Genomic DNA, 21228 nt, shown 5'->3' with positions numbered 1-21228 from the left:
GAAGCGAGCCGTCTCGAAGCGAGTGGTCCCGGTGCGTGTCGCGGACCCGGCTCCGGAGCACATCGCGGACGGCGCTCCAGGAGGCGTGTCCGAGCAGGTCGCGGAGGTCCGCAGGGGCTCGGACGTCGTCGGTGCCGCCCTGCTCGGTGCCTGCGCCGTCGCGGCGCTGATCAGCGCGGCCGGGCGGGACGCGCGCCCCGAGGGGGTGCTGCTCGCGGTGCTCGCCGTCGCGGCGGGGTACGCGTGCGGCCGGATCGCCGGGGCGCTGCTGCCGGTGGCCGCCGCCGCGGGTGCGGCGCTGGGCGTCGTGGGCCTGGTCCTCGCGACGTGGCCCGGGCTGCCGGGCGCGACGGCCGTCGGCCCGGTTCCGCCCGGGAGCACCGGCGCGTACGCCGCGCTGGCGGCGCTGGCCGTGGGCTTCGCCTGCTGCGCCGCCGCGGCGGCCCGGCGCCCGGTACCCCGCCTGGTCCTGCGGCTGCTGGCCCTGGGGGTGGCCTGCGCCGCCTTCGCGCTGGGGTCGGTGGCCGGAGGCGTCGCGGGGCTGCTGGTGCTGCTGTGCTCGCTGGCGGCGGTACGGATACGGAGGCGGCTGCCCGCGCTGGCGGCGCTGGCCCTGGTCGCGGGGCTGCTCGCCGGGACGCCGTGGGCGGTGGCCGCCGGCGCCGTTCCGGCAGGGCCGGCCGCCTCCGTGGAGGGCCCGCTCACCTCGTACCGGACGCAGGTGTGGCGCGACGCGATCGGTGTCGCCCGGACGGATCCGCTCTTGGGGGTGGGGCCGGGCCGATTCGGCGCTCTGAGCGCGACGGCCCAGCAGTCGCCGCGCTCGGACGGCAAGCCGCACTCCGCGCCGCTCCAGCAGGCGGCCGAGCAGGGGCTGGTCGGCGTGGTCCTGCTGGCGGCGCTGTGCGGCTGGCTGCTGTACGGCCTGTGGCGCTCACCCCGCCCGACGCCGGTCGCCCTGTCCGCCGCCGCCGCGCTCACGGCGCTGGCCGCCTTCGCGGCCGTCGGCAGCGCGCTCAGCTTCACCCCCGTGACGACGGCCGCCGGCCTGCTGGCCGGCCTGGCGACGGCGCACGCCCCGGCGACGGTACCGGGGGGCTCCAGCCTCAGAGGTTCTCAGGGTGGTCCTCGCGGCGGCTCTCACGCCGGCTCTCACGGTGGTGGAGGGGCAGGCGGCGGCGGATGAAGCGGACCGCGCCCTCCGCGTCGTCGACCGTCACCGTGAAGCTGCATCCGTCCCCCAGGGTGAGGACCAGCGCCTCGCCCCGGCGCACCACCACGGCCGTGCCCTTCTCCGGGCGCCAGCGGTAACCCCAGCCGCCCCACTGGCGCGGGGTGACGGACGGGGCGAACTCGGCGCACACCACGTGCTTCAGCGGGATGCGGCGGCGCGGCACGCCCATGTGGCCGCAGCGCACTTCGAGGGCGTCGTGGTCGACGGTGAGCTCGACGTGGACGAAGGCGAGCGTCCCGAAGAGCACCAGCAGCCCGGCCGCGACACAGCCGATCACCGCCATCAGCAGCGCCGCGACGCCCGAGGTCCACGGGGATTCGACGGCCAGCTCGACGCCGAGGGCCACGCAGGCCGCGCCCGCGGCGGCGAGGAGCCACTGGCCGCGGTTGGTCGCGCGCCCCGTCCAGACCTCGGGCAACGGGTCCGTCGGAGGGGACGGCTCGCTGCGGGGGTGGTCCCTCATGCGTAGCAGCGTACTGACGTTCCGCGTTCGCGGCCCCTCGACGGGCGCCCCTCGGAGCCCCCGGGCGGCTCGGCGGTGCCTCAGCGAGCGGGCGCGACGGCGGCCAGTACGCGGCCTTCGGCGTACGTGAGCGCTGCTTCCGGCAGCTCGGAGGGGCGGCCGCTGAGCAGCACCTCCAGGGAGGTGCTGGGCGTGGCGGTCGGGTCCGGGTCGGCTCCGATCCGGCGCAGCGCCTGGGCGGCGACCGCGTCGGCGGAGCCGTACAGGGCGACGGGCGGCAGGCCGGCCGGCTGGACGGCGGCGCGGATGCGCTCGGCGAGCAGTTCGTAATGGGTGCAGCCCAGGACGACGGCCCTTACGTCGTCGGGCGTGAGGGCGGCCGCGGCCGCGATGGCCCGGTCGATGGCGTCCTCGTCGGCGTGCTGCACGGCGTCGGCGAGCCCGGGGCACGGCACCTCCGTGACGTCGACGGAGTCGGCGAAGTCGCGGATGAGCCCGCGCTGATATGGGCTGCCGGTGGTGGCGGGGGTCGCCCAGATCGCCACCGGGCCTCCGCCGGCCGCGGCGGGCTTGATGGCGGGGACGGTTCCGATGACGGGGATCCCGGGCTCCAGCTCGGCGCGCAGCGCCGGCAGGGCGTGTACGGAGGCGGTGTTGCAGGCCACGATGAGCGCGTCCGGCCGGTGCGCGGCGGCCGCCCGGGCGACGGCGAGCGCGTGCTCCATGAGGTAGTCCGGCGTGTGCGGTCCCCAGGGCATCCCGTCGGGGTCCGAGGAGAGGACCAGATCCGCGTCCGGCCGCAGCCGACGCACGGCGGCCGCCGCCGGCAGCAGGCCGATTCCGGAGTCCATGAGCGCGATCTTCACCCGGTCACCCTAGCCGACGGCCCTTGCGCTCCCGTCGTTGTGGGGCAGACTGCGACGAATGAGCACCATTGCGTGGATCGCGCTGGGGTCGTTGGCGGCATGGGGCTGGCTGTTGCTCGGGCAGGGCTTCTTCTGGCGGACGGACCAGCGCCTACCCCGCCGCGAGGACCCCGCCCGCTGGCCGTCCGTCGCCGTCGTGGTGCCGGCCCGGGACGAGGCCGAGGCGCTCCCGGTGAGCCTGCCCTCGCTCCTGGTCCAGGACTACCCGGGACCCGCGTGGATCGTCCTCGTCGACGACGGCAGCAAGGACGGTACGGGCGACCTAGCCCGCGCGCTGTCCGTACGGTACGGGGGGCTGCCGCTGACGGTGGCGTCACCGGGTCCGCCGGAGGCCGGCTGGACCGGGAAGCTGTGGGCCGTGCGGCACGGCATCGCGGTGGCGCGCGCGAGCGAGGCGTGGCCGGAGCCCGAGTACCTGCTGCTGACGGACGCGGACATCGCGCATGAGCCCGACAGCCTCCGCGAGCTCGTGGCCGCGGCCACCACGCACTCCATCGACCTCGTCTCGCAGATGGCCCGGCTGCGGGTGGCGAGCGGCTGGGAGCGGCTGGTGGTGCCGGCGTTCGTCTACTTCTTCGCGCAGCTCTATCCCTTCCGCCGGGTCAACAAGGACGGCGCGCGGACGGCCGCCGCGGCGGGGGGCTGCGTACTGCTGCGTACGGAGACGGCGGACCGGGCGCGGGTGCCGGAGTCGATCCGGCACGCGGTCATCGACGACGTGTCCCTGGCGCGTGCGGTGCGGAGGGCGGGCGGCCGGCTGTGGCTGGGGCTCGCCGAGCGGGTGGACAGCATCCGCCCGTACCCGGGGCTGGGCAGCCTGTGGCGGATGGTGTCGCGCAGCGCGTACGCCCAGCTCCGGCACAACCCGCTGCTCCTGGCCGGCACGGTGGGCGGGCTGCTGCTGGTGTACGTGGCGCCGCCCGCCGCGCTCGCCGCGGGGCTGTTCGGGGGCGACACCGCGGCCGGGCTGCTGGGCGCCGGCGCATGGGCGGTGATGACGGGTACGTACGTCCCGATGCTCCGCTACTACCGCCAGTCGCTGTGGTCGGCCTTCCTGCTGCCGTTCACGGCGCTGCTCTATCTGTGTATGACGGTCGATTCGGCGGTGCAGCACTACCGCGGGCGCGGGGCGTCCTGGAAGGGCCGCACCTATCCGCGTCCGCGGACGGGACATTCGCGCGCCTAATCATGGACATGCCCACTCACGTGCACCCGCCCCCGTTTCCACCCCGCCCGTCGCTCCGAACCCTGAACTACCGCGGGAGTTTTATGTACCAACCAACGAAAACAAGGACGGTGGACCACCGGTAACCCCCTGCTCAGCATGGGCTTTACCAGAAGAGGCGCCCCTTTTCCCCACGTTCGATGGCATTGGGTCCCGGTGGCCGCTCAGTACACGTAAAACAACCCTCTTACCGGGCTCCCCACTAAGCACATCGTGGGCTTAACTTATGTGCCATGACCTCCCCCCGTTCCTACGGCGGCGCTTACTACGGCGTGCCGTCGTTCCCGGACACCCCCATCTACGACTCCCTGGTCGCAGAGCGGGGCACGCCTCAGATCGCCCCGATCCGAGTGCCCGCCGCGTACGACACCGGCAGCAGCCACCTGCCGGCCCTTCCCTCGGCGCTGCCCGCCCTCCCGGCAGCCCCCTCCCAGCCCGGTCCTTCCTACGGCGGCTCCTACGGTTACCCGCAGCCGCAGTCGCAGCCCTACCCGCAGCCCGTCCAGGCGCAGATGCCGCAGCCCACGCCGCTGCACCAGGCGCCCGCGCCGTACATCCCCCAGCAGGCGACGGCCCCGCGCGGCTACCCGGCGCCGCAGGCCGCCCCGTACGCGCGGCCGGTCGCCACCGGCTACGAGGCGATGCGCCCGGCGGCGCCGCGCCCCGCTCCGGTGCCCGTCCAGCCCGCTCCGTACGACGACCCGTACAACCGCCCCTACCAGGGCGGGGGATACTGACCGACCCGGTACCCGGAGCGACTGGCAGGATGAGGCCATGCCCACTCCTGTACTGCGCTCCCTGCACATCCACCCGGTCAAGTCACTCGGCGGTTGTACGCCCGCCGAGGCGGTGGTGGAGCCGTGGGGGCTCGCCGGGGACCGCCGCTGGATGCTGATCGACACCTCGGGGAAGGCGGTCACCCAACGCCGGCACGCGCGACTGGCGTTGGCCCGGGCCGAGCGGCTCGCGGACGGGGCGCTCCGGCTGTCCGCCCCGGGGTGCGAGCCGCTGACCGTCGCCATACCGTCCGGGTCGGCGGGAACGGTCACCACGGACATCTTCGGCACGAAGGTGGAGGCCGTACCGGCCGGCCCCACCGCCGACGCGTGGTTCGGCGGCTATCTCGGCGACGAGGTGCGGCTGACGTACATGGACGAGCCCGCGCACCGTCGCCCCATCGACCCGGACTACGCGCTGCCCGGCGAGACGGTCAGCTTCGCCGACGGCTACCCCCTGCTGGTCACCACCACCGCCTCGCTGGACGCCCTCAACTCGCTCATCGCGCAAGGCGACCACCCGGACGAGGGCCCTCTGCCCATGGAGCGTTTCCGGCCGAACGTCGTCGTCGACGGCACCGAGCCCTGGGACGAGGACCACTGGACGCGGATCGCGATCGGCGAGGTCTCCTTCCGCGTCGCCAAGCCGTGCGGCCGCTGCATCGTGACCACCACCGACCAGCGCACGGCACAGCGCGGCAAGGAGCCGCTGCGCACCCTCGCCCGGCACCGCCTCTTCGGCAAGCGGATGGTCTTCGGCCAGAACCTCGTCCCGGAGAGCACCGGCACCCTCCGTACCGGGGACCGGGTGCAGATCCTCGAGCGCAGCTAGCAACACCGCCGGGGCAGCGGCCGCGCCGGGCCCAAGAGGCCGGAACGGTGCGCATGGGCGGTGTCGTCACGGGAACCCGGGAGGTCCGTACGCGCGTTGACGGACACGGAAAGGGGGTGCTGGCCCGTTGCACACCGTCCTCGGGCTCTGGCGCTGGCGGCACAACCCCCTGCGCCGGACCACCGATCTCGCGGAGGCGTGGACCGCCTTCGCCGCCCTGCTGCTGATCTGTCTCGTCGCTCCCGCCGTGGGCTGGGCCTCCGGCGTGGCGACCGAAACCTCCCTCCAACGGACGGCGCGGATCCAACACGAACAGCGCCACCCGGTCACGGCCGAGGTGATGGGCCCCGCCCCGGGGCGCGAGGGGTCACCGCGCGACCCGGAGGCATCCGCCGAGCACCGGCTGCGCGAGCCGGTGGCGGCGCGCTGGACCGCGCAGGACGGCACGGTACGGACCGGGGTCGTGACGGCCGCCCGGCACACCGTGGAGCCGGGCGACACCCTGCGCATCTGGGTCGACGACCGGGGCCGCCCGGTGGACCGGCCGATGGACGCGGACACGGTCCGCGACCACGCCGTACTCGCCGGGACCGGTATCGCGGTCGGGTTCGCCGGCCTGGTGGAAGTGGCCCGCAGAGCCGTCGTCGGGCAGCTGACGCGGCGGCGGTACGCGCGCCTGGACCAGGAGTGGGCCAGGGCGGGCCCGGACTGGGGCAGGACGGGCGCGGACAGCTGAAGGGGGCGCGAAGGGCGCCCAGGGGAACCCCAAGCGGCCGAGCGCAGCCGAGTGCGACCAGGCCGCGGCCGGGCGCGGCCGAGCACACCCGAGTGCGACCGGGCCACGGCCGGGCGCCGCCGAGCCGCCCGACCGGTCAACTCGCCCTCGCCACGCGCGCTACGGTGGTGCGACCGTTTCGCAGCGACGCACGACGAGGTGGGGGGCTCAGCAGCACCATGGCACAGGGCACGGTCCAGGTGACGCACACCGGCACATCGCGGTGGCGGCGCCGCACGGGCGAGTACGCCTCCCTCGCCGCGGCCCTGGAGGCCGCCGCGGACGGCGACGTCCTGACCATCGCCCCCGGTACGTACCGGGAGAACCTGGTCCTGCGCCGCGCGGTCACCCTGCGCGGCGCCGACGGCGCGTCCGGCTCCGTGCGGATCGCCCCGGCCGACGGCGTACCGCTGACCGTACGGGCCTCCGCGACCGTGCAGGACCTCCAGGTGGAGGGCCAGGACAGCTCGGCGCCCGCCCTGCTCATCGAGGACGGTACGCCGGAGCTCTCGGACCTGCGGATCGTGACCCGTTCGGCGTCGGGGGTCGAGGTGCGCGGCGCCGCGCGGCCCACCGTACGGCGCTGCACCGTCGACAACCCGGCGGGCGTCGGCATCGGCGTACTGGACGGCGCGGGCGGCGTCTTCGAGGAGTGCGAGGTGGTCGCGGCCGGGCAGGCGGGCGTCTCGGTACGCGGCGGCGCACATCCGCGCCTGGAGCGGTGCCGTATCCACCACGCCTCCGGCGCGGGCGTGTCCGTGACCGGGGAGGGCAGCGGCCTGGAGGCGATCGGCTGCGAGGTGTACGAGATCAAGGGCAGCGGCGTCCAGGTGACCGCGCGGGCCGTCGCGCACCTGACGGACTCCTCGGTGCACCGCACCACGGCCGACGGCATCACCCTGGACACGGACGCCGCGCTCACCCTCTCCGACTGCGACATCCACGACGTCCCGGAGAACGCCGTCGACCTGCGGTCGCGCGCCGTGCTGACGCTGACCCGCTCGACGGTGCGGCGGTTCGGCCGCAACGGCCTGTCCGTGTGGGACCCGGGCACCCGCGTGGACGCCAACCAGTGCGAGATCCACGACAGCACCGGCGACTACCCGGCGGTGTGGGTCTCCGACGGTGCGGCCGCCGTCCTCGACGGGTGCCGTGTGCGCGACGTACCGGACGCCCTCTTCGTCCTCGACCGCGGCTCGCGCGTGGACGTCGTCGACAGCGACCTGTCGCAGGTGCGCAACACGGCGGTGTCGGTCAGCGACGGCGCCATCGCGCAGCTGGACGACTGCCGCATCCGGGAGGCGTCGACCGGCGCCTGGTTCCGGGACCACGGCAGCGGCGGCACGCTCAGCGGCTGCACCATCGACGCCGTGCAGACCGGGGTCATCGTCACCAAGGGCGCCGATCCGACGGTCGAGCGGTGCACGGTCACCTCCCCCGCCGAAGCGGGTTTCTACGTCTCGGCGGAGGGCCGCGGCACCTTCCACGGCTGCCGGGTGACGGGCAGCGGAGGGTACGGCTTCCACGTCATGGACGGCTGCCGTACGACGCTGCGCCGGTGCCGTACGGAGCGGTGTGCGCGCGGGGGGTACGAGTCCGGTGAGGACGGCCCCGTCATGGAGGAGTGCACGAGCGACGAGAGCGGCGTCGTCCGCGCGGCACCGGAGGGCGCCGCGCACGGCACCGTGCGGACGGCGGCGCAGGCGCCCGCGGGCGGTCTGCTCGGCACGGTACCGGCGCAGGTCCCCGTCCTTCCGGAACGAGCCGCGGCCCCCGTCGCGGCGGCGGTCGTCCCGGTGACGCCCGACCCGCCCGTGCGGGGTGCGCAGGACGTCCTCGGCGAACTGGACGCGCTGGTGGGGCTCGACAGCGTCAAGCGGGAGGTCCGCACCCTCATCAACATGATCGAGGTCGGCAGGAAGCGCCGGGAGGCGGGGCTCAAGGCCGCCTCCGCACGCCGTCATCTGGTCTTCACCGGCTCCCCCGGTACGGGCAAGACCACGGTCGCCCGCCTGTACGGCGAGATCCTGGCCTCCCTCGGTGTGCTGGAGCGCGGTCATCTCGTCGAGGTGTCGCGGGTGGACCTGGTGGGCGAGCACATCGGTTCCACCGCGATCCGCACCCAGGAGGCGTTCGACCGGGCGCGGGGCGGGGTGCTCTTCATCGACGAGGCGTACGCGCTCTCCCCCGAGGACTCGGGGCGGGACTTCGGCCGCGAGGCGATCGACACCCTGGTGAAGCTGATGGAGGACCACCGGGACGCCGTCGTGGTGATCGTGGCCGGGTACACCGCCGAGATGGAGCGGTTCCTCAACGTCAACCCCGGGGTGGCGTCCCGGTTCTCACGGACGATCACCTTCCAGGACTACCAGCCCGACGAGCTGGTGCGGATCGTCGGGCAGCAGGCCGAGGAGCACGAGTACCGCCTGGGCGCGGGCACGGGTGAGGCACTGCTGAAGTACTTCACGGAGTTGCCGAAGGGACCCGCCTTCGGCAACGGCCGTACCGCGCGCCAGACGTTCGAGTCGATGGTCGAGCGGCACGCGGGCCGGGTCGCGGCGCTCGCCGAGACGAGCACCGACGACCTGACCCTGCTCTATCCGGAGGACATCCCGGACATGCCCTGAGCCTCGTCCGTGCGCTGCTGCGGGACGGGCAGCGGCAGGGCGGGCGGGAGCCGGTCGAGCAGGATGGTGCGCTCCTTGGCGAAGACCGGGTCCGCCCGGTAGTCGCCGTGGCCGAGGACCGGCTCGGGCAGCGGGTGTTCGGGGGTGCGCCCGTACACGACCGGGTCGCGCAGCGCCTTGTGGTCGACCTCCGGCTTGTCGCCCTCGGCGGGGAGGTTCACCGGGCCGCCGATCGGGTCGGTACGGCGCCACAGGTTGCGCCAGCAGTGCACCTCGCGGTGGAGGGCGGCCAGCGGGACCGGACCGAAGTAGGCCGGGAACCACCGTCCGTACAGCCGCTCCAGGGGGGACCCGTACGTGAGCAGGGCGACGCGGCGGCGGGTTCCGGCCGGGAGCTGCCAGACGGCCGCCGCCGCGAGCACGCTGCCCTGGGAGTGGCCGGAGATGACCAGACGCCCGCCGGTGCGGCCGGTCCAGGACGACATCCGCCAGGCCAGGTCCGGGACGGCCCGCTCGGCGTAGCAGGGCGGCGCGAACGGATGGGCGGCGCGCGGCCAGAACGTACCGACGTCCCACAGGATGCCGATGGTGCGCCGCGCTGAGGCGTCCCGGTAGGCGCGCCGGCCCCAGGTGACGAACAGTATGAAGCCGAACCCGATCAGCCAGGAGCCGAGCGCCTGCGCGGCCTCGGCCACGCTCTCGACGAGGGGGTGGGTGCCCGCGAAGGCCTTGCCGGGCACCGTTCCGCTCGCGCGCGACCCGACGAGGGCGACCGCGCCGAGCAGCAGGGTGGCACCGGAGAGGAGGCCCACGATGCCGGGCGCCGAGTCGGTGAGCGCCGCCCGCGCGCGGACGGCGGCGATGCGGCGGGTGCGGACGGGGTCGGGCTTCTCGCCCTCGTACTCCGCCTCCACCACCGGGCCGAGACGGCGGGCGGTGAGCGCGGTGCGGACGGCGAGGACGAGCGCGGGGATCAGCAGCAGGAGCAGCAGCACGGGGATGACCGAGGCCTGCCAGCTGAGCAGCACCGGCGGGCCCACGATGGGGCCCTTTCCGGTGCCGGGGGTGGCGGGCCCGTCGAGCCAGTCGGCGACGCGCTGCGCGATCCCGCCGCTCATCACGCCGCCGAGCGCGCACGCGAGCATGGCGACGGTGGGGCCGCCGAGCCCGTACAGCACGGTACGCGTGTGCGGGGCGCGGCGGTGGAGCCGCAGGGCGACGGCGGCGAGGGCCAGGACGAGGACGCCCTGGGCGAGGGTGATGACGCTGAAGGCCAGGTCTCCGGGGAGGGTGCGCGCGGAGCGCCAGTCGGGGCGGGACCAGGCGGCGTACGCCATCGCGAGGGCGAGCAGGGCGAGGGAGGAGCCGGGCAGCCAGCCGACGAGGGCGCGGTCGAGCCGGTTGTCGAGCCGCTTCTCGCTGCGCCCGCGGCGGCACACCACCCATGTCACGACCACCGCGCCGAGCAGCAGGGCGCCTTCCAGGGCCCAGCCGAGCAGCTCGCGCGTGGTGCTCGCCGCGCCGCGGTCGTAGCGGGCCGCCGCGCCGCCGACGGCGGCGGCGATGGTGAGGAACCCGGCGGCGGTGTGGGCGGCGCGCAGACGGGCGACGAGGCGGCGTCCGTACCAGAAGCCGGGGCGGCCGAGGGCGGGGCGCGGCTGCCGGCCGGCCGCCGTGCCGTCGCCGTCCTGCTCGCCGCGGGGCGGGCGTTGGGCCTCGTACGCGCTCCAGGTGCGGTTGGACAGGTACCACAGGAGCCCGACGAGCGCGGCGGGGACCAGTGCGGCGAGCGCGAGGCGGCGGCCGGGCTGCGACCACCAGCCACCGTTGGTGACGGAGAGGAAGCCGAGCCAGGACCGCCCGTCGGCGCAGCGGGCGGAGCCCGCGCACTGCCAGGCCGTCAGGTCCAGCGCGACCTCGCAGGCGGCGGCGGTGAGCAGCACGGTGAGGCTGAGCGCGACGAGCCGTACGAGCACGCCGTAGAGCCGGACGGCGGCGGCCCGCCCTTCGGCCGGGGGCCGCATCCAGTGCGCGAGGTTGACCACCATGAACGGCAGGAGCAGCAGCCACAGGGCGCGCGATCCGTTGCCTGAGGTGAGGTTGCACCAGCAGTACGCCTCCTGGACGGGGCCGTGGCGGAAGCGTTCGGGCTCCTTCTCGGCGTCCCGGTCGGCGGTGCGGCGGAAGATGGCGGCGGTGTTGTCGCCGGTCACCCGTACGGTACGGGGGTCGTCGAGCATCTCCTCGGGCGTGGTGCCGCCGACGCCGTGGACGAGGAGTTCGAGCGCGGCTCCGGGGCCGGCGGGCTCCGTGGTGGCTGGGTGCACTTCGGCGGCTCGCTCTCTGCGGGGCGGAAAGGGGCGGGAGTAAGGGGGCGGGGCGGGGCGGAGTGGGGCGGGGCGAGTTGGGCACGGGACGGGGGTGGAGTGGGGGCGCTTGACAAGAATCGTCCATGGGCGCGGCGATGTGTACGGCTCATTCACGCAATCTCCCCGCCGTACCGCGCCGTGCGGCGCGTGGCAGGATGAGGGATCCCTGGCGAGCGTGTCGACGACGTGGAAGGACCGGCCCCTGCGGTGAGCGACAACCAGAACCTCCTCGCGGAGCAGCGGCGCGCCTTGATCCTGGACGAGGTGCGGCGGCGCGGCGGTGTGCGGGTCAACGAACTCACCCGCAGGCTCAACGTGTCGGACATGACGGTCCGCCGCGACCTGGACGCGCTGGCCCGTCAGGGCGTCATCGCGAAGGTGCACGGCGGGGCGGTGCCGGTGGCCGAGGCCAGCACGCACGAGCCGGGCTTCGAGGCGAAGTCGGCGCTGGAGCGGAGCGCGAAGGAGGACATCGCGCGGGCGGCCGCCGCGATGGTGGCGCCGGGGAGCGCGATCGCCCTGTCGGGCGGGACCACGACGTACGTGCTGGCGCAGCATCTGCTGGAGGTGCCGGACCTGACGGTGGTGACCAACTCGGTGCGGGTGGCGGACGTGTTCCACGCGGCGCAGGGCACGGCGTCGGGCGCCGGAGCGCCCCGGCCGGGCGCGGCGACGGTGGTGCTCACCGGCGGGGTCCGTACGCCGTCGGACTCGCTGGTCGGGCCGGTGGCCGATCAGGCCATCCGTTCGCTCCACTTCGACGTGCTGTTCCTGGGGGTGCACGGCATCTCGGTGGAGGGGGGCCTGTCCACGCCGAACCTCGCGGAGGCGGAGACCAACCGTCGTCTCGTCCGTTCCGCGCGGCGGGTGGTGGTGGTCGCCGACCACACCAAGTGGGGCACGGTGGGCTTGAGTTCCTTCGCGCGCCTGGACGAGGTCGACCACCTGGTGACGGACGCGGGCCTGTCGGCCGGGGCTCGGGCGGAGATGGCGGAACACCTGCCGGGCCTGATCGTGGCGGGCGAGGACACGGGCGACACCGGCCCGGACAGGGGTGCGGACACGGGGCCTGGCACGGGCGCCGACCCCGGCGAGGACTGATCCGGGGGTGGCCGTTTTCCGGATCGAGCGATGGGCGCCGCTGGACGCCGCCGAAGCGTGGCGGCGGGTGACGGACTGGCCGGCGCACGGAGCCCGCGTGCCGTTGACCCGGGTGGCCCCGGTGCCGGACGGGCCGACGCAGAAGGGCGGCCGGATCAACGCGCGTACCGGGATCGGACGGTTCGGGTTCGACGACCCGATGGAGGTCGTGCGCTGGGAGCCTCCGGCCCCCGGCCGGACGGTGGGCGTGTGCCGCCTGGAGAAGCGCGGACGGGTGGTCACCGGGTGGGCGGAGATCGCCGTCCACGCGACCACGGACGGCCGCACGCGTGTGACCTGGACCGAGGAGCTGCGCGTACGGGGCCTGCCGCGCGCGTGCGACGGGCTGCTGGCGCGCGCCGGGCGGCTGGTCTTCGGACGCACCCTGGCCGGGCTGCTCGAAGCCCGCTGAGCGGGCGGCCCGGGGGCCCGGCGCCTAATCGGGCCAGGATCCGCTGCGCAGGAACTCGTCGATGGCGGCGCTGTACGGGGCGATGTCCAGGCCCTGTTCGGCCAGCCAGTCGTCGGAGTAGTACTTGTCCAGATAGCGCTCGCCGGGGTCGCAGATGAGCGTGACGACGCTGCCGGTGCGGCCTTGCGCCACCATCTCGGCGACGATCTTCAGCGCGCTCCAGAGGCCCGTTCCGGTGGAGCCGCCCGCCTTGCGGCCGATGGCGTTCTCCAGTGCCCGTACGGCGGCGACGCTCGCCGCGTCCGGCACCTTCATCATCCGGTCGATGGCGCCGGGGACGAAGCTCGGCTCCATCCGGGGGCGGCCGATGCCCTCGATGCGAGAGCCGCAGTCACTGGCGGCCTGCGCGTTGCCGGTGGTCCACCCTTCGAAGAAGCAGGAGTTCTCCGGGTCGGGGACGCAGATGCGGGTGTCGTACTGCATGTAGCGCACGTAGCGGGCGATGGTCGCCGACGTGCCGCCCGTGCCCGCCGTGGCGACGATCCACGCCGGTTCCGGATAGCGCTCCAGGCGCAGCTGCTGGTAGATCGACTCCGCGATGTTGTTGTTGCCGCGCCAGTCGGTGGCGCGCTCCGCGTACGTGAACTGGTCCATGTAGTGGCCGCCGGTCCGGGCGGCGAGGGCCGCCGCCTCCTCGTACATCATGCGCGAGTCGTCGACGAAGTGGCACTGGGCGCCCTGGAATTCGATGAGCCGGATCTTCTCGGGGCTGGTGGTGCGCGGCATGACGGCGATGAACGGCACGCCGACGAGGCTCGCGAAGTACGCCTCGGAAACGGCCGTCGAGCCGCTGGACGCCTCGATGAGGGGCTTGTCGGGACGGATCCAGCCGTTGCACAGCCCGTAGAGGAAGAGCGAACGCGCCAGGCGGTGCTTGAGGCTGCCGGTGGGGTGGGTGGACTCGTCCTTCAGGTAGAGGTCGATCCCCCAGCGCTCGGGCAGCGGGAAGCGCAGCAGGTGCGTGTCGGCGGACCGGGTGGCGTCGGCCTGGACCTTGCGTACGGCGTCCTTCAGCCATGCGCGGTAGTCCGGGTCGCTCCGGTCCACGTCGATGGTGGGCGCCGGTCGGTTCGTCCCGGCTGCCCCTGTCGTCCCGGCCTGCTCACCAGTGCCCACGCGTCGCGCTCCTCAACTGTCTCCACTGCCGTCTCTCTGTGAACATACCCCCCTCACCTGCGCAAACGTTCACTTTGATGCTCCATAGGACCGGCTTGGGGAACGGCCGGCCGACGCGCCCTGGTGTACACGCGGGTACTTGTGCAGACTGACCGGACCGACAAGCCGCACGAAGGGGGCGGGACAGTCATGGCTGGGCCTGATTTCAGTGCCACGGGCGTACGGATCGAGCGGTGGCCACGTTCGCTGACGACGGCGGGCGAGGTCCTGATCGAGGACGGCAGTCTGGCGCTGCTCACCAGCTGCGGGCGGGTGATCGACAGTGCGCCGGTGCGCGCGGTCCGGGCGGGCAGGCCGTGGTTCGCGGGGCGCGGTGACGCGACCGTGGCGACGCTCAACGGCCACCGCTACCGGCTGACGATGGGGCGGCGCGGCCGCGGGCCGGGCGGGCCCACGAGCCTGGCCGGGTGCTTCCTGGAGGCGGTCCGCACGGCGGGCACGGCGAAGGACCGGGCCGAGGACCGAGCCGGGGACCGCGACAAGGACCGAGCCGAGGACCGGGCGAAGGACCGCGCCGGGTAACGAGCCGGGGACCGAGCCGACCGTTGAGCAGGCGATTGAGCCAAGGACGTTGCAGGACCGAACCGTGATCGGTGGCCGCGAGTTGCACAACGGTCACCGCTGGTTCACGCTGGTTTGACATCACTACTCAGGGTGCACCGGCGGTGACGCTGTGATCCAGCCCGCCGGACCGAACAGCCAGCCATCTACTGGATCCGATCTCCGTCTTCTTCCGGACCTCATTTCGGGGAGTCGCAGCCGTGATCAGCCAGGCAAGCAGGCAGTGCACGGTAGAGCTCCAAGCCCTGCCGTCGCGGATCGGACAGGTCCGCAGAATCGTGTCGGCGCAACTGCGCTACTGGAATCTCGACAGTCTGATCGAGAAAGCCGCACTCGGTGTCACCGAGCTGCTGACCAACGTCCACCAGCACGCCCAACCGGACAAGGTGTGCACCGTCGAGCTCGAGCTGCTGCTCGACCGGCTGACGGTCTCGGTCCATGACCACGACCCCCGCCTCCCGACGGTCCTGACACTCAACCCCGCCGACCCGCTCCCGACTTCGGGGCGCGGGCTGGCCCTGATAGAGGCGTTCAGCGAGAGCTGGGGCGCGCGACCGCAGGGCGACTCCGGCAAAGTCGTCTGGTTCACCCTTCCAGCGCCCTCGGCCACTCCCCTGCCGCCGATCCCTTCGCTCCCGGTGTACGGGGCGGCCGGCGGCGCGCCGTTCACGGAACCGGTCCCCTTCGAGACGGTCGAGGCCGTGCGCGAACGCCCCCCGGCCGACCGGTCGCCCGCCGTGGCGGGCTGACGGGGCGACACCCGGCCGGTGCGTGCCTGTACGGCGGCGAGGGCCCCTCGCCGCCGTACAGGCATGCGCTCACGTCTGTACCTACTGTTATGTACAGTACGATCATGAGCACTCACGACCGGCTGATCGAGGCGACGCGGGACCTGCTGTGGGAGCGGGGTTACGTCGGCACGAGCCCCAAGGCCATCCAGCAGCGGGCGGAGGCGGGCCAGGGCAGCATGTACCACCACTTCACCGGGAAGCCCGCCCTGGCGCTCGCGGCCATCCGGCGTACCGCCGAGGAGATGCGCGCCGCCGCCGAGTCGGCCCTGGGCGGCGGCGGATCGGCGTACGCGCGGATCGAGGCCTATCTGCGGCGGGAGCGCGACGTCCTGCGTGGCTGCCCGGTCGGACGGCTGACGATGGACCCGGACGTCATCGCCGACGAGGAGCTGCGCGCACCGGTCGAGGAGACCCTGGCCTGGCTGTGCGGCCGGCTCGCCGGGATCGTCCAGGAGGGGCTCGACAGCGGGGAGTTCACCGGGCCGCTGAATCCGCGGGACACGGCGGCGGCCATCGTGGCGACCGTCCAGGGCGGCTATGTACTGGCCCGCGCGTCAGGCTCCCCCGCCCCCTTCGACACCGCCGTGAACGGCCTGCTCACGCTGCTCACCGCCGCCCGCAGCACCCGTACCGCAGCCTGAGGAGACCCGCACCGTGCATGCCATGCAGTACGAGATCACCCTGCCCGCCGACTACGACATGGACATCATCCGCCGACGGGTCGCGACGAAGGGGCACCTCCTCGACGACTTCCCCGGGCTGGGCCTGAAGGCCTACCTGATACGGGAGCGCGCCGACGGCTCCCCCGTGAACCAGTACGCCCCCTTCTACCTGTGGACGGCACCCGAGGGCATGAACGCCTTCCTCTGGGGCCCCGGTTTCCAGGGCATCGTCCGGGACTTCGGCCGCCCGCGGGTGCAGCACTGGACGGGCCTTTCGTACGAGGAGGGGCCCGCCGCCTCGTCGGCACCGCGTTCCATGACGCGCCGCCGGGTGCGTACGGACGAAGGCGAGAACCCCGCCGACACCGTGGCCCGGGCCCTGGAGGAGCACCGGTCACAGGCCCGCACGCAGGGCGCGGTGGCCGCCGCCCTCGCCGTGGACCCGCACCACTGGGAGCTGCTCCACGTCACGTTCTGGGCCGGGGAGGCGCCACGGCCGGCGGACGGCGACGTGTACCGCGTCCTGCATCTGTCGGCACCGGAACGGCACCGGCTGCGCCGGGGACGGCAGTGGTGAGGGCGCCGCGAGCCCGGCAAGATCGGCAAGACACCCCCTAGGGAGCCTCCACCGCCGCCGCGGGGCGGCCGAGCGTGGCGAGCGGGTCGTCGAGGACCGGCTGCCACGCCAACTCCGCCGCTCCCACCAGGCTGTTGTGGTCCAGGGTGCAGCCCAGGATGGGCACCACGCCGCTGCGGCCCCACAGGCTGCGGTCGGCGACCACCGCGCGGAGCCGTTCCGGGTCGGCGGCGAGGAGCTCGCGGTGGAGCCCGCCGAGGATGATCCGGTCGGGGTTGAGGATGTTGACCAGGCCGGCCAGGCCGAGGCCGAGGCGGTCGATGAGCTCCTCGGTGGCGGCCCGTACGGCCGGGTCGCCGCCCTCCATACGGAGCAGGTCGCGGGCCTGCTGGAGCAGGGACACCTCGGGGCCCGGGTCGCGCCGTGCGGCGGTGAGGAAGGCGAGCGGATCGGTCTCGACGTCGAGGCAGCCGCGGCTGCCGCAGTGGCAGGGGCGCCCGCCCTCGGGGTGGACGGTGAGGTGGCCCACCTCCAGGGCGAGGCCCGAACTGCCCGTGTGCAGGCGCCCGTCCAGGACCAGGGCCCCGCCGACGCCGCGGTGGCCGGTGGCGACGCAGAGCAGGTGCTGGGCGCCGCGGCCCGCACCGTGGCGGTGTTCGGCGAGGGCGGCCAGGTTGACGTCGTTGCCGGCGAAGGCGGGGCCCTCGATGCCCGCCGCGCGCACCTGTGCGGCGAAGATGTCGCGGACGGGTGCCCCGGCCGGCCAGGCGACGTGCAGCGGGTTGAGGGCGGTCCCTTCCGGTTCGGCGACCGCGGACGGCACGGCGAGCCCGGCGCCCACGCAGCGGCGCCCGCTCTCGCGCAGCAGCCGGGCGCCCTCCTCGACGACGGCCGCGAGCACCTGGGCCGGATCGGCCGTGACGGTCACGCAGCCGGGGGCGGTGGCCACGATGCGGCCGCCGAGGCCCACGAGGGCGGCGCGGAAGCCGTCGGCGTGGACCTGCGCGGCGAGGGCGACGGGGCCGTTCTCGTCGACGATGAGCCGGTGCGAGGGACGGCCCTGGGAGCCGGCGGCCGCGCCGGGGCGGGAGTCGACGCGGATCAGCCCGAGCGCTTCGAGTTCGGCGGCGACGGCGCCGGCGGTGGCCCGGGTGACGCCGAGCTCGGCGGTGAGCACGGCGCGGGTGGGCGCCCGACCGGTGTGCACCAGTTCGAGCGCGGGGCCGAGTGCGCTGCGGCCCCTGTCCAGCCGTGATCGGGTCATGGTCGCCTTGCCGTTCATGGGGGCGAGTCTCCCATGATCCAGCATGCGGACGGTCGGCCCTGTCCTGTCCAGTGCCGGTCCGCACACTGCCGCCCGCACGGCTCCGCGCACTGTTTCGGCCGGTCGTGGACGGGTACTGCGGGTGGCTGACGCACGCTGCGCGGGCGGCGCGAGGCGGGAGGTCCCATGTCACGCTCCGACACCAAGGCGGTGGTACGGGCGCTGCTCGACGAGCGGGCGCGCACGTACGCGGAGGAGGCCGGGATCCACCTGAAGGACACCCCGCAGCCGCTGTACCAGCTGCTGGTGCTGGCCCATCTGCTGAGCGCCCGCATCCGCGCCGACATCGCGGTCGCGGCGGCGCGCGCCCTGTTCGCCGCCGGGATGAAGGACGCGCGGCACATGCGCGACGCCACCTGGCAGCAGCGGGTGGACGCGCTCGGAGAAGGCGGCTACCGCCGGTACGACGAGCGGACGGCCACCCAGCTGGGGCAGGTCGCCGAGCTCGTCCTCGACGCGTACGGCGGTGATCTGCGCCGGATGCGCGAGAAGGCGGGCGGCGACCTGGACCGGTTGCGCGCGCTGCTGCAGGAGGCGCCGGGCATCGGCCCCGCGGGGGCGGACATCTTCCTGCGGGAGGTGCAGGGCGTCTGGCCGGACGTGGCGCCGTACCTGGACGGCAGGACGCTGGACGGCGCGGAGCGGCTGGGCCTGCCGGCGGACCGGGAGGAACTGGCCGGCCTGGTCGGAGAGGCGGATCTGCCGGCTTTCGCCGCCGCGCTGGTGCGCGCCGCGCTGGACAAGGACGTCGCCGAGGGCGTCCGCGAGACAGTCAACGAGACCTGACCAAGGGAGGACCGGATGAGCACCGCCGACCGCGGCGAACTTCCGCTGCCCGACTACGACCAGTTGCCCGTCGGAGCGCTGGAGCACCGCATCCGGGCGCTCAGCGGCGAGCAGATCGACCAGCTGGTGCACTACGAGCACGCGCACGCCGACCGCCCCATGGTCGTCCAGGTCCTGACAGCCCGCAAGCACCAGCTGGAGCAGGGGGCGACCCCGTCCGGCGGTGATCCGGGCGCGTTCCAGCCCGAACATCCGGGCAAGGCCCAGGCGGGTTCGCCGGGCTCGCCCTCGGGCTCGCCGCAGCCGATCCACCCGCCGCCGCACGGCACGCCGTTCCAGTCCGGCAAGCCGAAGGGGGACATGGAACGACCCTGAGGCCGTGAAACGAGCCTGAGGCCGTGGAACTGCCCTGAGGCCGTGGCTCGACCCCGCGGCGCGGGCCTCCGGACCGGCACGGTTGTACGCCGGTCCGGGCGGCCCCTATGCTGACTTTGTGCCGCACCTAAACAAACTACGGACGGCCGTTCCGGGGGAATCAGGCGGAGACACCGCCGCACGCTCCCTGACCCGCCTCCGCACCGCCCTGACCTTGTTCTTCGCCCTCGACGGCTTCCTCTTCGCCGGCTGGGTGGTCCGCATCCCCGCGATCAAGGAGCAGACCGGCTCCTCCCCGAGCGACCTCGGGCTCGCCCTGCTGGGCGTGTCGGCCGGTGCCGTCCTGACCATGACCCTCACCGGCCGGCTGTGCCGCCGCTTCGGCACCCACCCCGTCACGGTCACGGCCGGTGTCCTGCTCTCGCTGAGCATCGCGCTGCCGCCGCTGACCCACTCGGCGCTCGCCCTCGGCCTGGTGCTGCTGGTCTTCGGCACCGCGTACGGCGGCATCAACGTGGCGATGAACAGCGCCGCCGTCGAGCTGGTCGCCGCGCTGCGCCGCCCGGTGATGCCGAGCTTCCACGCCGCCTTCAGCCTCGGCGGCATGCTCGGTGCCGGGCTCGGCGGGCTCGTCGCGGGCGGCCTCGCGCCGCGCACGCACCTGCTGGCCCTCACGGCCGTCGGGCTCCTGGTGACCGCCGCGGCCGGTTCCGTGCTGCTGCGCCACCCGTGCCCCGCACCGGCGGAGGCGCTGCCCGCCGACGGGCCCGCACCGCGGCGCATGGACGGCCGGACACGCGGCCTGGTCACGGTCTTCGGGCTGATCGCGCTGTGCACGGCGTACGGGGAGGGCGCGATGGCCGACTGGAGCGCGCTCCACCTGGAGCAGGACCTGCACGCCCATCCGGGCGCGGCGGCCGCCGGATACTCGCTCTTCGCGCTCGCCATGACCGCCGGGCGCCTCTCCGGTACGGCCCTGCTGCAGCGGCTCGGCCAGACCCGGACGCTGGTGGCGGGCGGGGCGGCCGCGGCCGCCGGGATGCTGCTGGGCGCGCTCGCGCCGACGGTGTGGCTCGCGCTGCTGGGCTTCGCGGTCACGGGGCTCGGCCTGGCGAACATCTTCCCCGTCGCGGTGGCGCGCGCGGGCGCGCTGGCCGGCGCCGGCGGCGTGGCCGCCGCGTCCACGCTCGGCTACGGCGGCATGCTGCTGGGGCCGCCGGCGATCGGGTTTCTGGCCGACTGGTTCTCGCTGCCGGTCGCGCTGACGACGGTGGCGATGCTGGCCGCCGGGGCGGCGCTGATCGGGTACGCGGTGCGCGACGCGTCGGCGCGGGAAATTCCCGGACCGGGCGTCCGTGGTCGCTGACACAATCCCCGCATGGAGATCACCGAGTACCTCGAAACCCTGGCCCGGGACGGCCGGTTGATGGCCGAGGCCGCCGAGAAGGCGGGCCCCGGCGCGCCCGTGCCGCCCTGTCCCGGATGGCGCGTACGGGACGCGCTGCGGCACACCGGCGTGGTCCACCGCTGGGCCACCGCGTTCGTCGCGGAGGGGCACACTGCCTTCCAACCCATGGGCGATGAGCCCGATCTGGACGGCGAGGAGCTCGTGGCGTGGTTCCGCGAGGGCCACGGGCTCCTCGTCCGGGCGCTGTCGGACGCGCCCGACTCCCTGGCGTGCTGGACCTTCCTGCCCGGGGCGTCCTCGGCGCGCGGCTTCTGGTCGCGGCGCCAGGCGCACGAGACGGCCGTCCACCGGGTGGACGTCCAGGCGGCGCTCGGCGACGCGGCGCTCGGCGCGCTGGACCCGGTGGACCCGGTGTTCGCCGCCGACGGGATCGACGAGTTGCTGTGCGGCTTCCACGCGCGGGAGAAGAGCCGGGTGCGTACGCCGGAACCGGCCGTCCTGCGCGTACGGGCGACGGACACCGGCGATGTGTGGACCGTACGGCTGTCGGCGCAGCCCTCGCGGGCGACGCGGGGCGACGACGGGGGCCCGGCCGACTGCGAGCTGAGCGGCCCGGCGGAGCGGCTGTACCTGACCCTGTGGAACCGGCTGCCGCAGAGCGCCGTGACCATCACGGGCGACGAGCGCCTGGCGCGGCTGTGGCGGGAGACCTCCGCCGTCGTCTGACGG

General features: G+C 74.4%; 21 protein-coding genes. 16 read left to right on the top strand and 5 right to left on the bottom strand.

Going from position 1 to position 21228, the window contains the following annotated elements; all coding sequences use genetic code 11:
- Nucleotides 1-85: 85 nt before the first annotated feature.
- The gene (locus ACZ42X_RS20575) at nucleotides 86-1186 is read left to right on the top strand and encodes an O-antigen ligase family protein (protein WP_468291851.1); all 1101 of its coding nucleotides are present in this window, start codon (nucleotides 86-88) and stop codon (nucleotides 1184-1186) included.
- On the opposite strand, the gene ACZ42X_RS20570 is transcribed toward ACZ42X_RS20575, so the two are convergent.
- A complete protein-coding gene (locus ACZ42X_RS20570; protein WP_468291848.1) occupies nucleotides 1107-1697 on the bottom strand; it encodes a hypothetical protein in 591 nt (196 codons plus the stop codon). The genes ACZ42X_RS20575 and ACZ42X_RS20570 overlap by 80 nt on opposite strands.
- 80 nt (nucleotides 1698-1777) lie before the next feature.
- Nucleotides 1778-2563: a glutamate racemase gene (locus ACZ42X_RS20565; RefSeq protein ID WP_468291845.1), complete on the bottom strand. Its 786-nt coding sequence runs from the start codon at nucleotides 2561-2563 to the stop codon at nucleotides 1778-1780.
- 58 nt (nucleotides 2564-2621) lie between these two features.
- On the opposite strand from ACZ42X_RS20565, the gene ACZ42X_RS20560 reads away from it, so the two are divergent.
- The 5 genes from ACZ42X_RS20560 (at nucleotide 2622) to ACZ42X_RS20540 (ending at nucleotide 8858) form a co-directional block, all read left to right on the top strand.
- Complete coding sequence (locus ACZ42X_RS20560; RefSeq protein WP_468291842.1) at nucleotides 2622-3809, top strand: glycosyltransferase; 1188 nt, start codon at nucleotides 2622-2624, stop codon at nucleotides 3807-3809.
- 272 nt (nucleotides 3810-4081) lie between these two features.
- On the top strand, nucleotides 4082-4585 hold the full coding sequence (locus tag ACZ42X_RS20555) for a DUF6643 family protein (protein WP_468291839.1): 504 nt from the start codon (nucleotides 4082-4084) through the stop codon (nucleotides 4583-4585).
- 37 nt (nucleotides 4586-4622) lie between these two features.
- Nucleotides 4623-5456 carry an MOSC domain-containing protein gene (locus tag ACZ42X_RS20550; RefSeq protein WP_468291837.1) on the top strand — a complete coding sequence of 278 codons (834 nt, stop codon included), beginning with the start codon at nucleotides 4623-4625 and terminating at the stop codon, nucleotides 5454-5456.
- 127 nt (nucleotides 5457-5583) lie between these two features.
- Nucleotides 5584-6192, top strand: coding sequence for an Rv1733c family protein (locus tag ACZ42X_RS20545; RefSeq protein WP_468291834.1), 609 nt, complete (start codon nucleotides 5584-5586; stop codon nucleotides 6190-6192).
- Nucleotides 6193-6410: 218 nt separating this feature from the next.
- Nucleotides 6411-8858 (top strand): right-handed parallel beta-helix repeat-containing protein, encoded by a 2448-nt coding sequence (locus ACZ42X_RS20540; protein WP_468291831.1) that lies wholly within the window; start codon nucleotides 6411-6413, stop codon nucleotides 8856-8858.
- Here the strand turns inward: ACZ42X_RS20540 and ACZ42X_RS20535 are convergent.
- Complete coding sequence (locus tag ACZ42X_RS20535; RefSeq protein WP_468291828.1) at nucleotides 8828-11185, bottom strand: hypothetical protein; 2358 nt, start codon at nucleotides 11183-11185, stop codon at nucleotides 8828-8830. The two genes, ACZ42X_RS20540 and ACZ42X_RS20535, sit on opposite strands and share 31 nt — an antisense overlap.
- A gap of 249 nt (nucleotides 11186-11434) precedes the next feature.
- Here ACZ42X_RS20535 and ACZ42X_RS20530 point away from each other — a divergent pair, with 249 nt between their 5' ends.
- Both ACZ42X_RS20530 and ACZ42X_RS20525 read left to right on the top strand, forming a co-directional pair.
- Entirely contained in the window at nucleotides 11435-12328 is an 894-nt protein-coding gene (locus ACZ42X_RS20530) for a DeoR/GlpR family DNA-binding transcription regulator (protein ID WP_468291825.1), read from the top strand.
- A gap of 7 nt (nucleotides 12329-12335) precedes the next feature.
- Nucleotides 12336-12779, top strand: coding sequence for an SRPBCC family protein (locus ACZ42X_RS20525; protein WP_468291822.1), 444 nt, complete (start codon nucleotides 12336-12338; stop codon nucleotides 12777-12779).
- Nucleotides 12780-12803: 24 nt separating this feature from the next.
- On the opposite strand, the gene cds1 is transcribed toward ACZ42X_RS20525, so the two are convergent.
- A complete protein-coding gene (gene cds1, locus ACZ42X_RS20520; protein ID WP_468291818.1) occupies nucleotides 12804-13955 on the bottom strand; it encodes an L-cysteine desulfhydrase Cds1 in 1152 nt (383 codons plus the stop codon).
- A gap of 189 nt (nucleotides 13956-14144) precedes the next feature.
- Between cds1 and ACZ42X_RS20515 the strand changes: the two genes are divergently transcribed.
- From ACZ42X_RS20515 to ACZ42X_RS20500, 4 genes are all read left to right on the top strand, one after another.
- Nucleotides 14145-14537, top strand: a complete 393-nt coding sequence (locus ACZ42X_RS20515) for a hypothetical protein (protein ID WP_468291815.1) — start codon at nucleotides 14145-14147, stop codon at nucleotides 14535-14537.
- 239 nt (nucleotides 14538-14776) lie between these two features.
- The gene (locus tag ACZ42X_RS20510; RefSeq protein ID WP_361420057.1) at nucleotides 14777-15325 is read left to right on the top strand and encodes an ATP-binding protein; all 549 of its coding nucleotides are present in this window, start codon (nucleotides 14777-14779) and stop codon (nucleotides 15323-15325) included.
- An 89-nt stretch (nucleotides 15326-15414) separates the two neighbouring features.
- Nucleotides 15415-16008 carry a TetR/AcrR family transcriptional regulator gene (locus tag ACZ42X_RS20505; protein ID WP_468291812.1) on the top strand — a complete coding sequence of 198 codons (594 nt, stop codon included), beginning with the start codon at nucleotides 15415-15417 and terminating at the stop codon, nucleotides 16006-16008.
- A gap of 13 nt (nucleotides 16009-16021) precedes the next feature.
- Nucleotides 16022-16606: a DUF4865 family protein gene (locus tag ACZ42X_RS20500; protein WP_468291809.1), complete on the top strand. Its 585-nt coding sequence runs from the start codon at nucleotides 16022-16024 to the stop codon at nucleotides 16604-16606.
- Between the two features lie 37 nt (nucleotides 16607-16643).
- Here ACZ42X_RS20500 and ACZ42X_RS20495 read toward each other — a convergent pair whose 3' ends face one another.
- Complete coding sequence (locus ACZ42X_RS20495) at nucleotides 16644-17888, bottom strand: ROK family protein (RefSeq protein WP_468291806.1); 1245 nt, start codon at nucleotides 17886-17888, stop codon at nucleotides 16644-16646.
- A gap of 168 nt (nucleotides 17889-18056) precedes the next feature.
- Between ACZ42X_RS20495 and ACZ42X_RS20490 the strand changes: the two genes are divergently transcribed.
- The 4 genes from ACZ42X_RS20490 (at nucleotide 18057) to ACZ42X_RS20475 (ending at nucleotide 21225) form a co-directional block, all read left to right on the top strand.
- Nucleotides 18057-18716, top strand: coding sequence for an HhH-GDP family DNA glycosylase (locus ACZ42X_RS20490; RefSeq protein ID WP_468291803.1), 660 nt, complete (start codon nucleotides 18057-18059; stop codon nucleotides 18714-18716).
- Between the two features lie 15 nt (nucleotides 18717-18731).
- Entirely contained in the window at nucleotides 18732-19091 is a 360-nt protein-coding gene (locus ACZ42X_RS20485) for a DUF8129 domain-containing protein (RefSeq protein WP_468291800.1), read from the top strand.
- A 118-nt stretch (nucleotides 19092-19209) separates the two neighbouring features.
- A complete protein-coding gene (locus tag ACZ42X_RS20480; RefSeq protein ID WP_468291797.1) occupies nucleotides 19210-20457 on the top strand; it encodes an MFS transporter in 1248 nt (415 codons plus the stop codon).
- A gap of 12 nt (nucleotides 20458-20469) precedes the next feature.
- Nucleotides 20470-21225 (top strand): maleylpyruvate isomerase family mycothiol-dependent enzyme, encoded by a 756-nt coding sequence (locus ACZ42X_RS20475; protein WP_468291794.1) that lies wholly within the window; start codon nucleotides 20470-20472, stop codon nucleotides 21223-21225.
- Nucleotides 21226-21228 lie beyond the last annotated feature (3 nt).

This window comes from Streptomyces sp. NPDC030862 (genome assembly GCF_055571835.1).
The sequence above is the reverse complement of the archived record's forward strand: the minus strand, read 5'-3'. Positions and strand labels throughout refer to the sequence as shown.

Coding starts and splice junctions, on each gene's coding strand:
- ACZ42X_RS20570 (WP_468291848.1), bottom strand. CDS start 1,697: ATGAGGGACCACCCCCGCAGCGAGCCGTCCCCTCCGACGGACCCGTTG.
- ACZ42X_RS20560 (WP_468291842.1), top strand. CDS start 2,622: ATGAGCACCATTGCGTGGATCGCGCTGGGGTCGTTGGCGGCATGGGGC.
- ACZ42X_RS20555 (WP_468291839.1), top strand. CDS start 4,082: ATGACCTCCCCCCGTTCCTACGGCGGCGCTTACTACGGCGTGCCGTCG.
- ACZ42X_RS20550 (WP_468291837.1), top strand. CDS start 4,623: ATGCCCACTCCTGTACTGCGCTCCCTGCACATCCACCCGGTCAAGTCA.
- ACZ42X_RS20540 (WP_468291831.1), top strand. CDS start 6,411: ATGGCACAGGGCACGGTCCAGGTGACGCACACCGGCACATCGCGGTGG.
- ACZ42X_RS20515 (WP_468291815.1), top strand. CDS start 14,145: ATGGCTGGGCCTGATTTCAGTGCCACGGGCGTACGGATCGAGCGGTGG.
- ACZ42X_RS20505 (WP_468291812.1), top strand. CDS start 15,415: ATGTACAGTACGATCATGAGCACTCACGACCGGCTGATCGAGGCGACG.
- ACZ42X_RS20495 (WP_468291806.1), bottom strand. CDS start 17,888: ATGAACGGCAAGGCGACCATGACCCGATCACGGCTGGACAGGGGCCGC.
- ACZ42X_RS20490 (WP_468291803.1), top strand. CDS start 18,057: ATGTCACGCTCCGACACCAAGGCGGTGGTACGGGCGCTGCTCGACGAG.
- ACZ42X_RS20485 (WP_468291800.1), top strand. CDS start 18,732: ATGAGCACCGCCGACCGCGGCGAACTTCCGCTGCCCGACTACGACCAG.
- ACZ42X_RS20475 (WP_468291794.1), top strand. CDS start 20,470: ATGGAGATCACCGAGTACCTCGAAACCCTGGCCCGGGACGGCCGGTTG.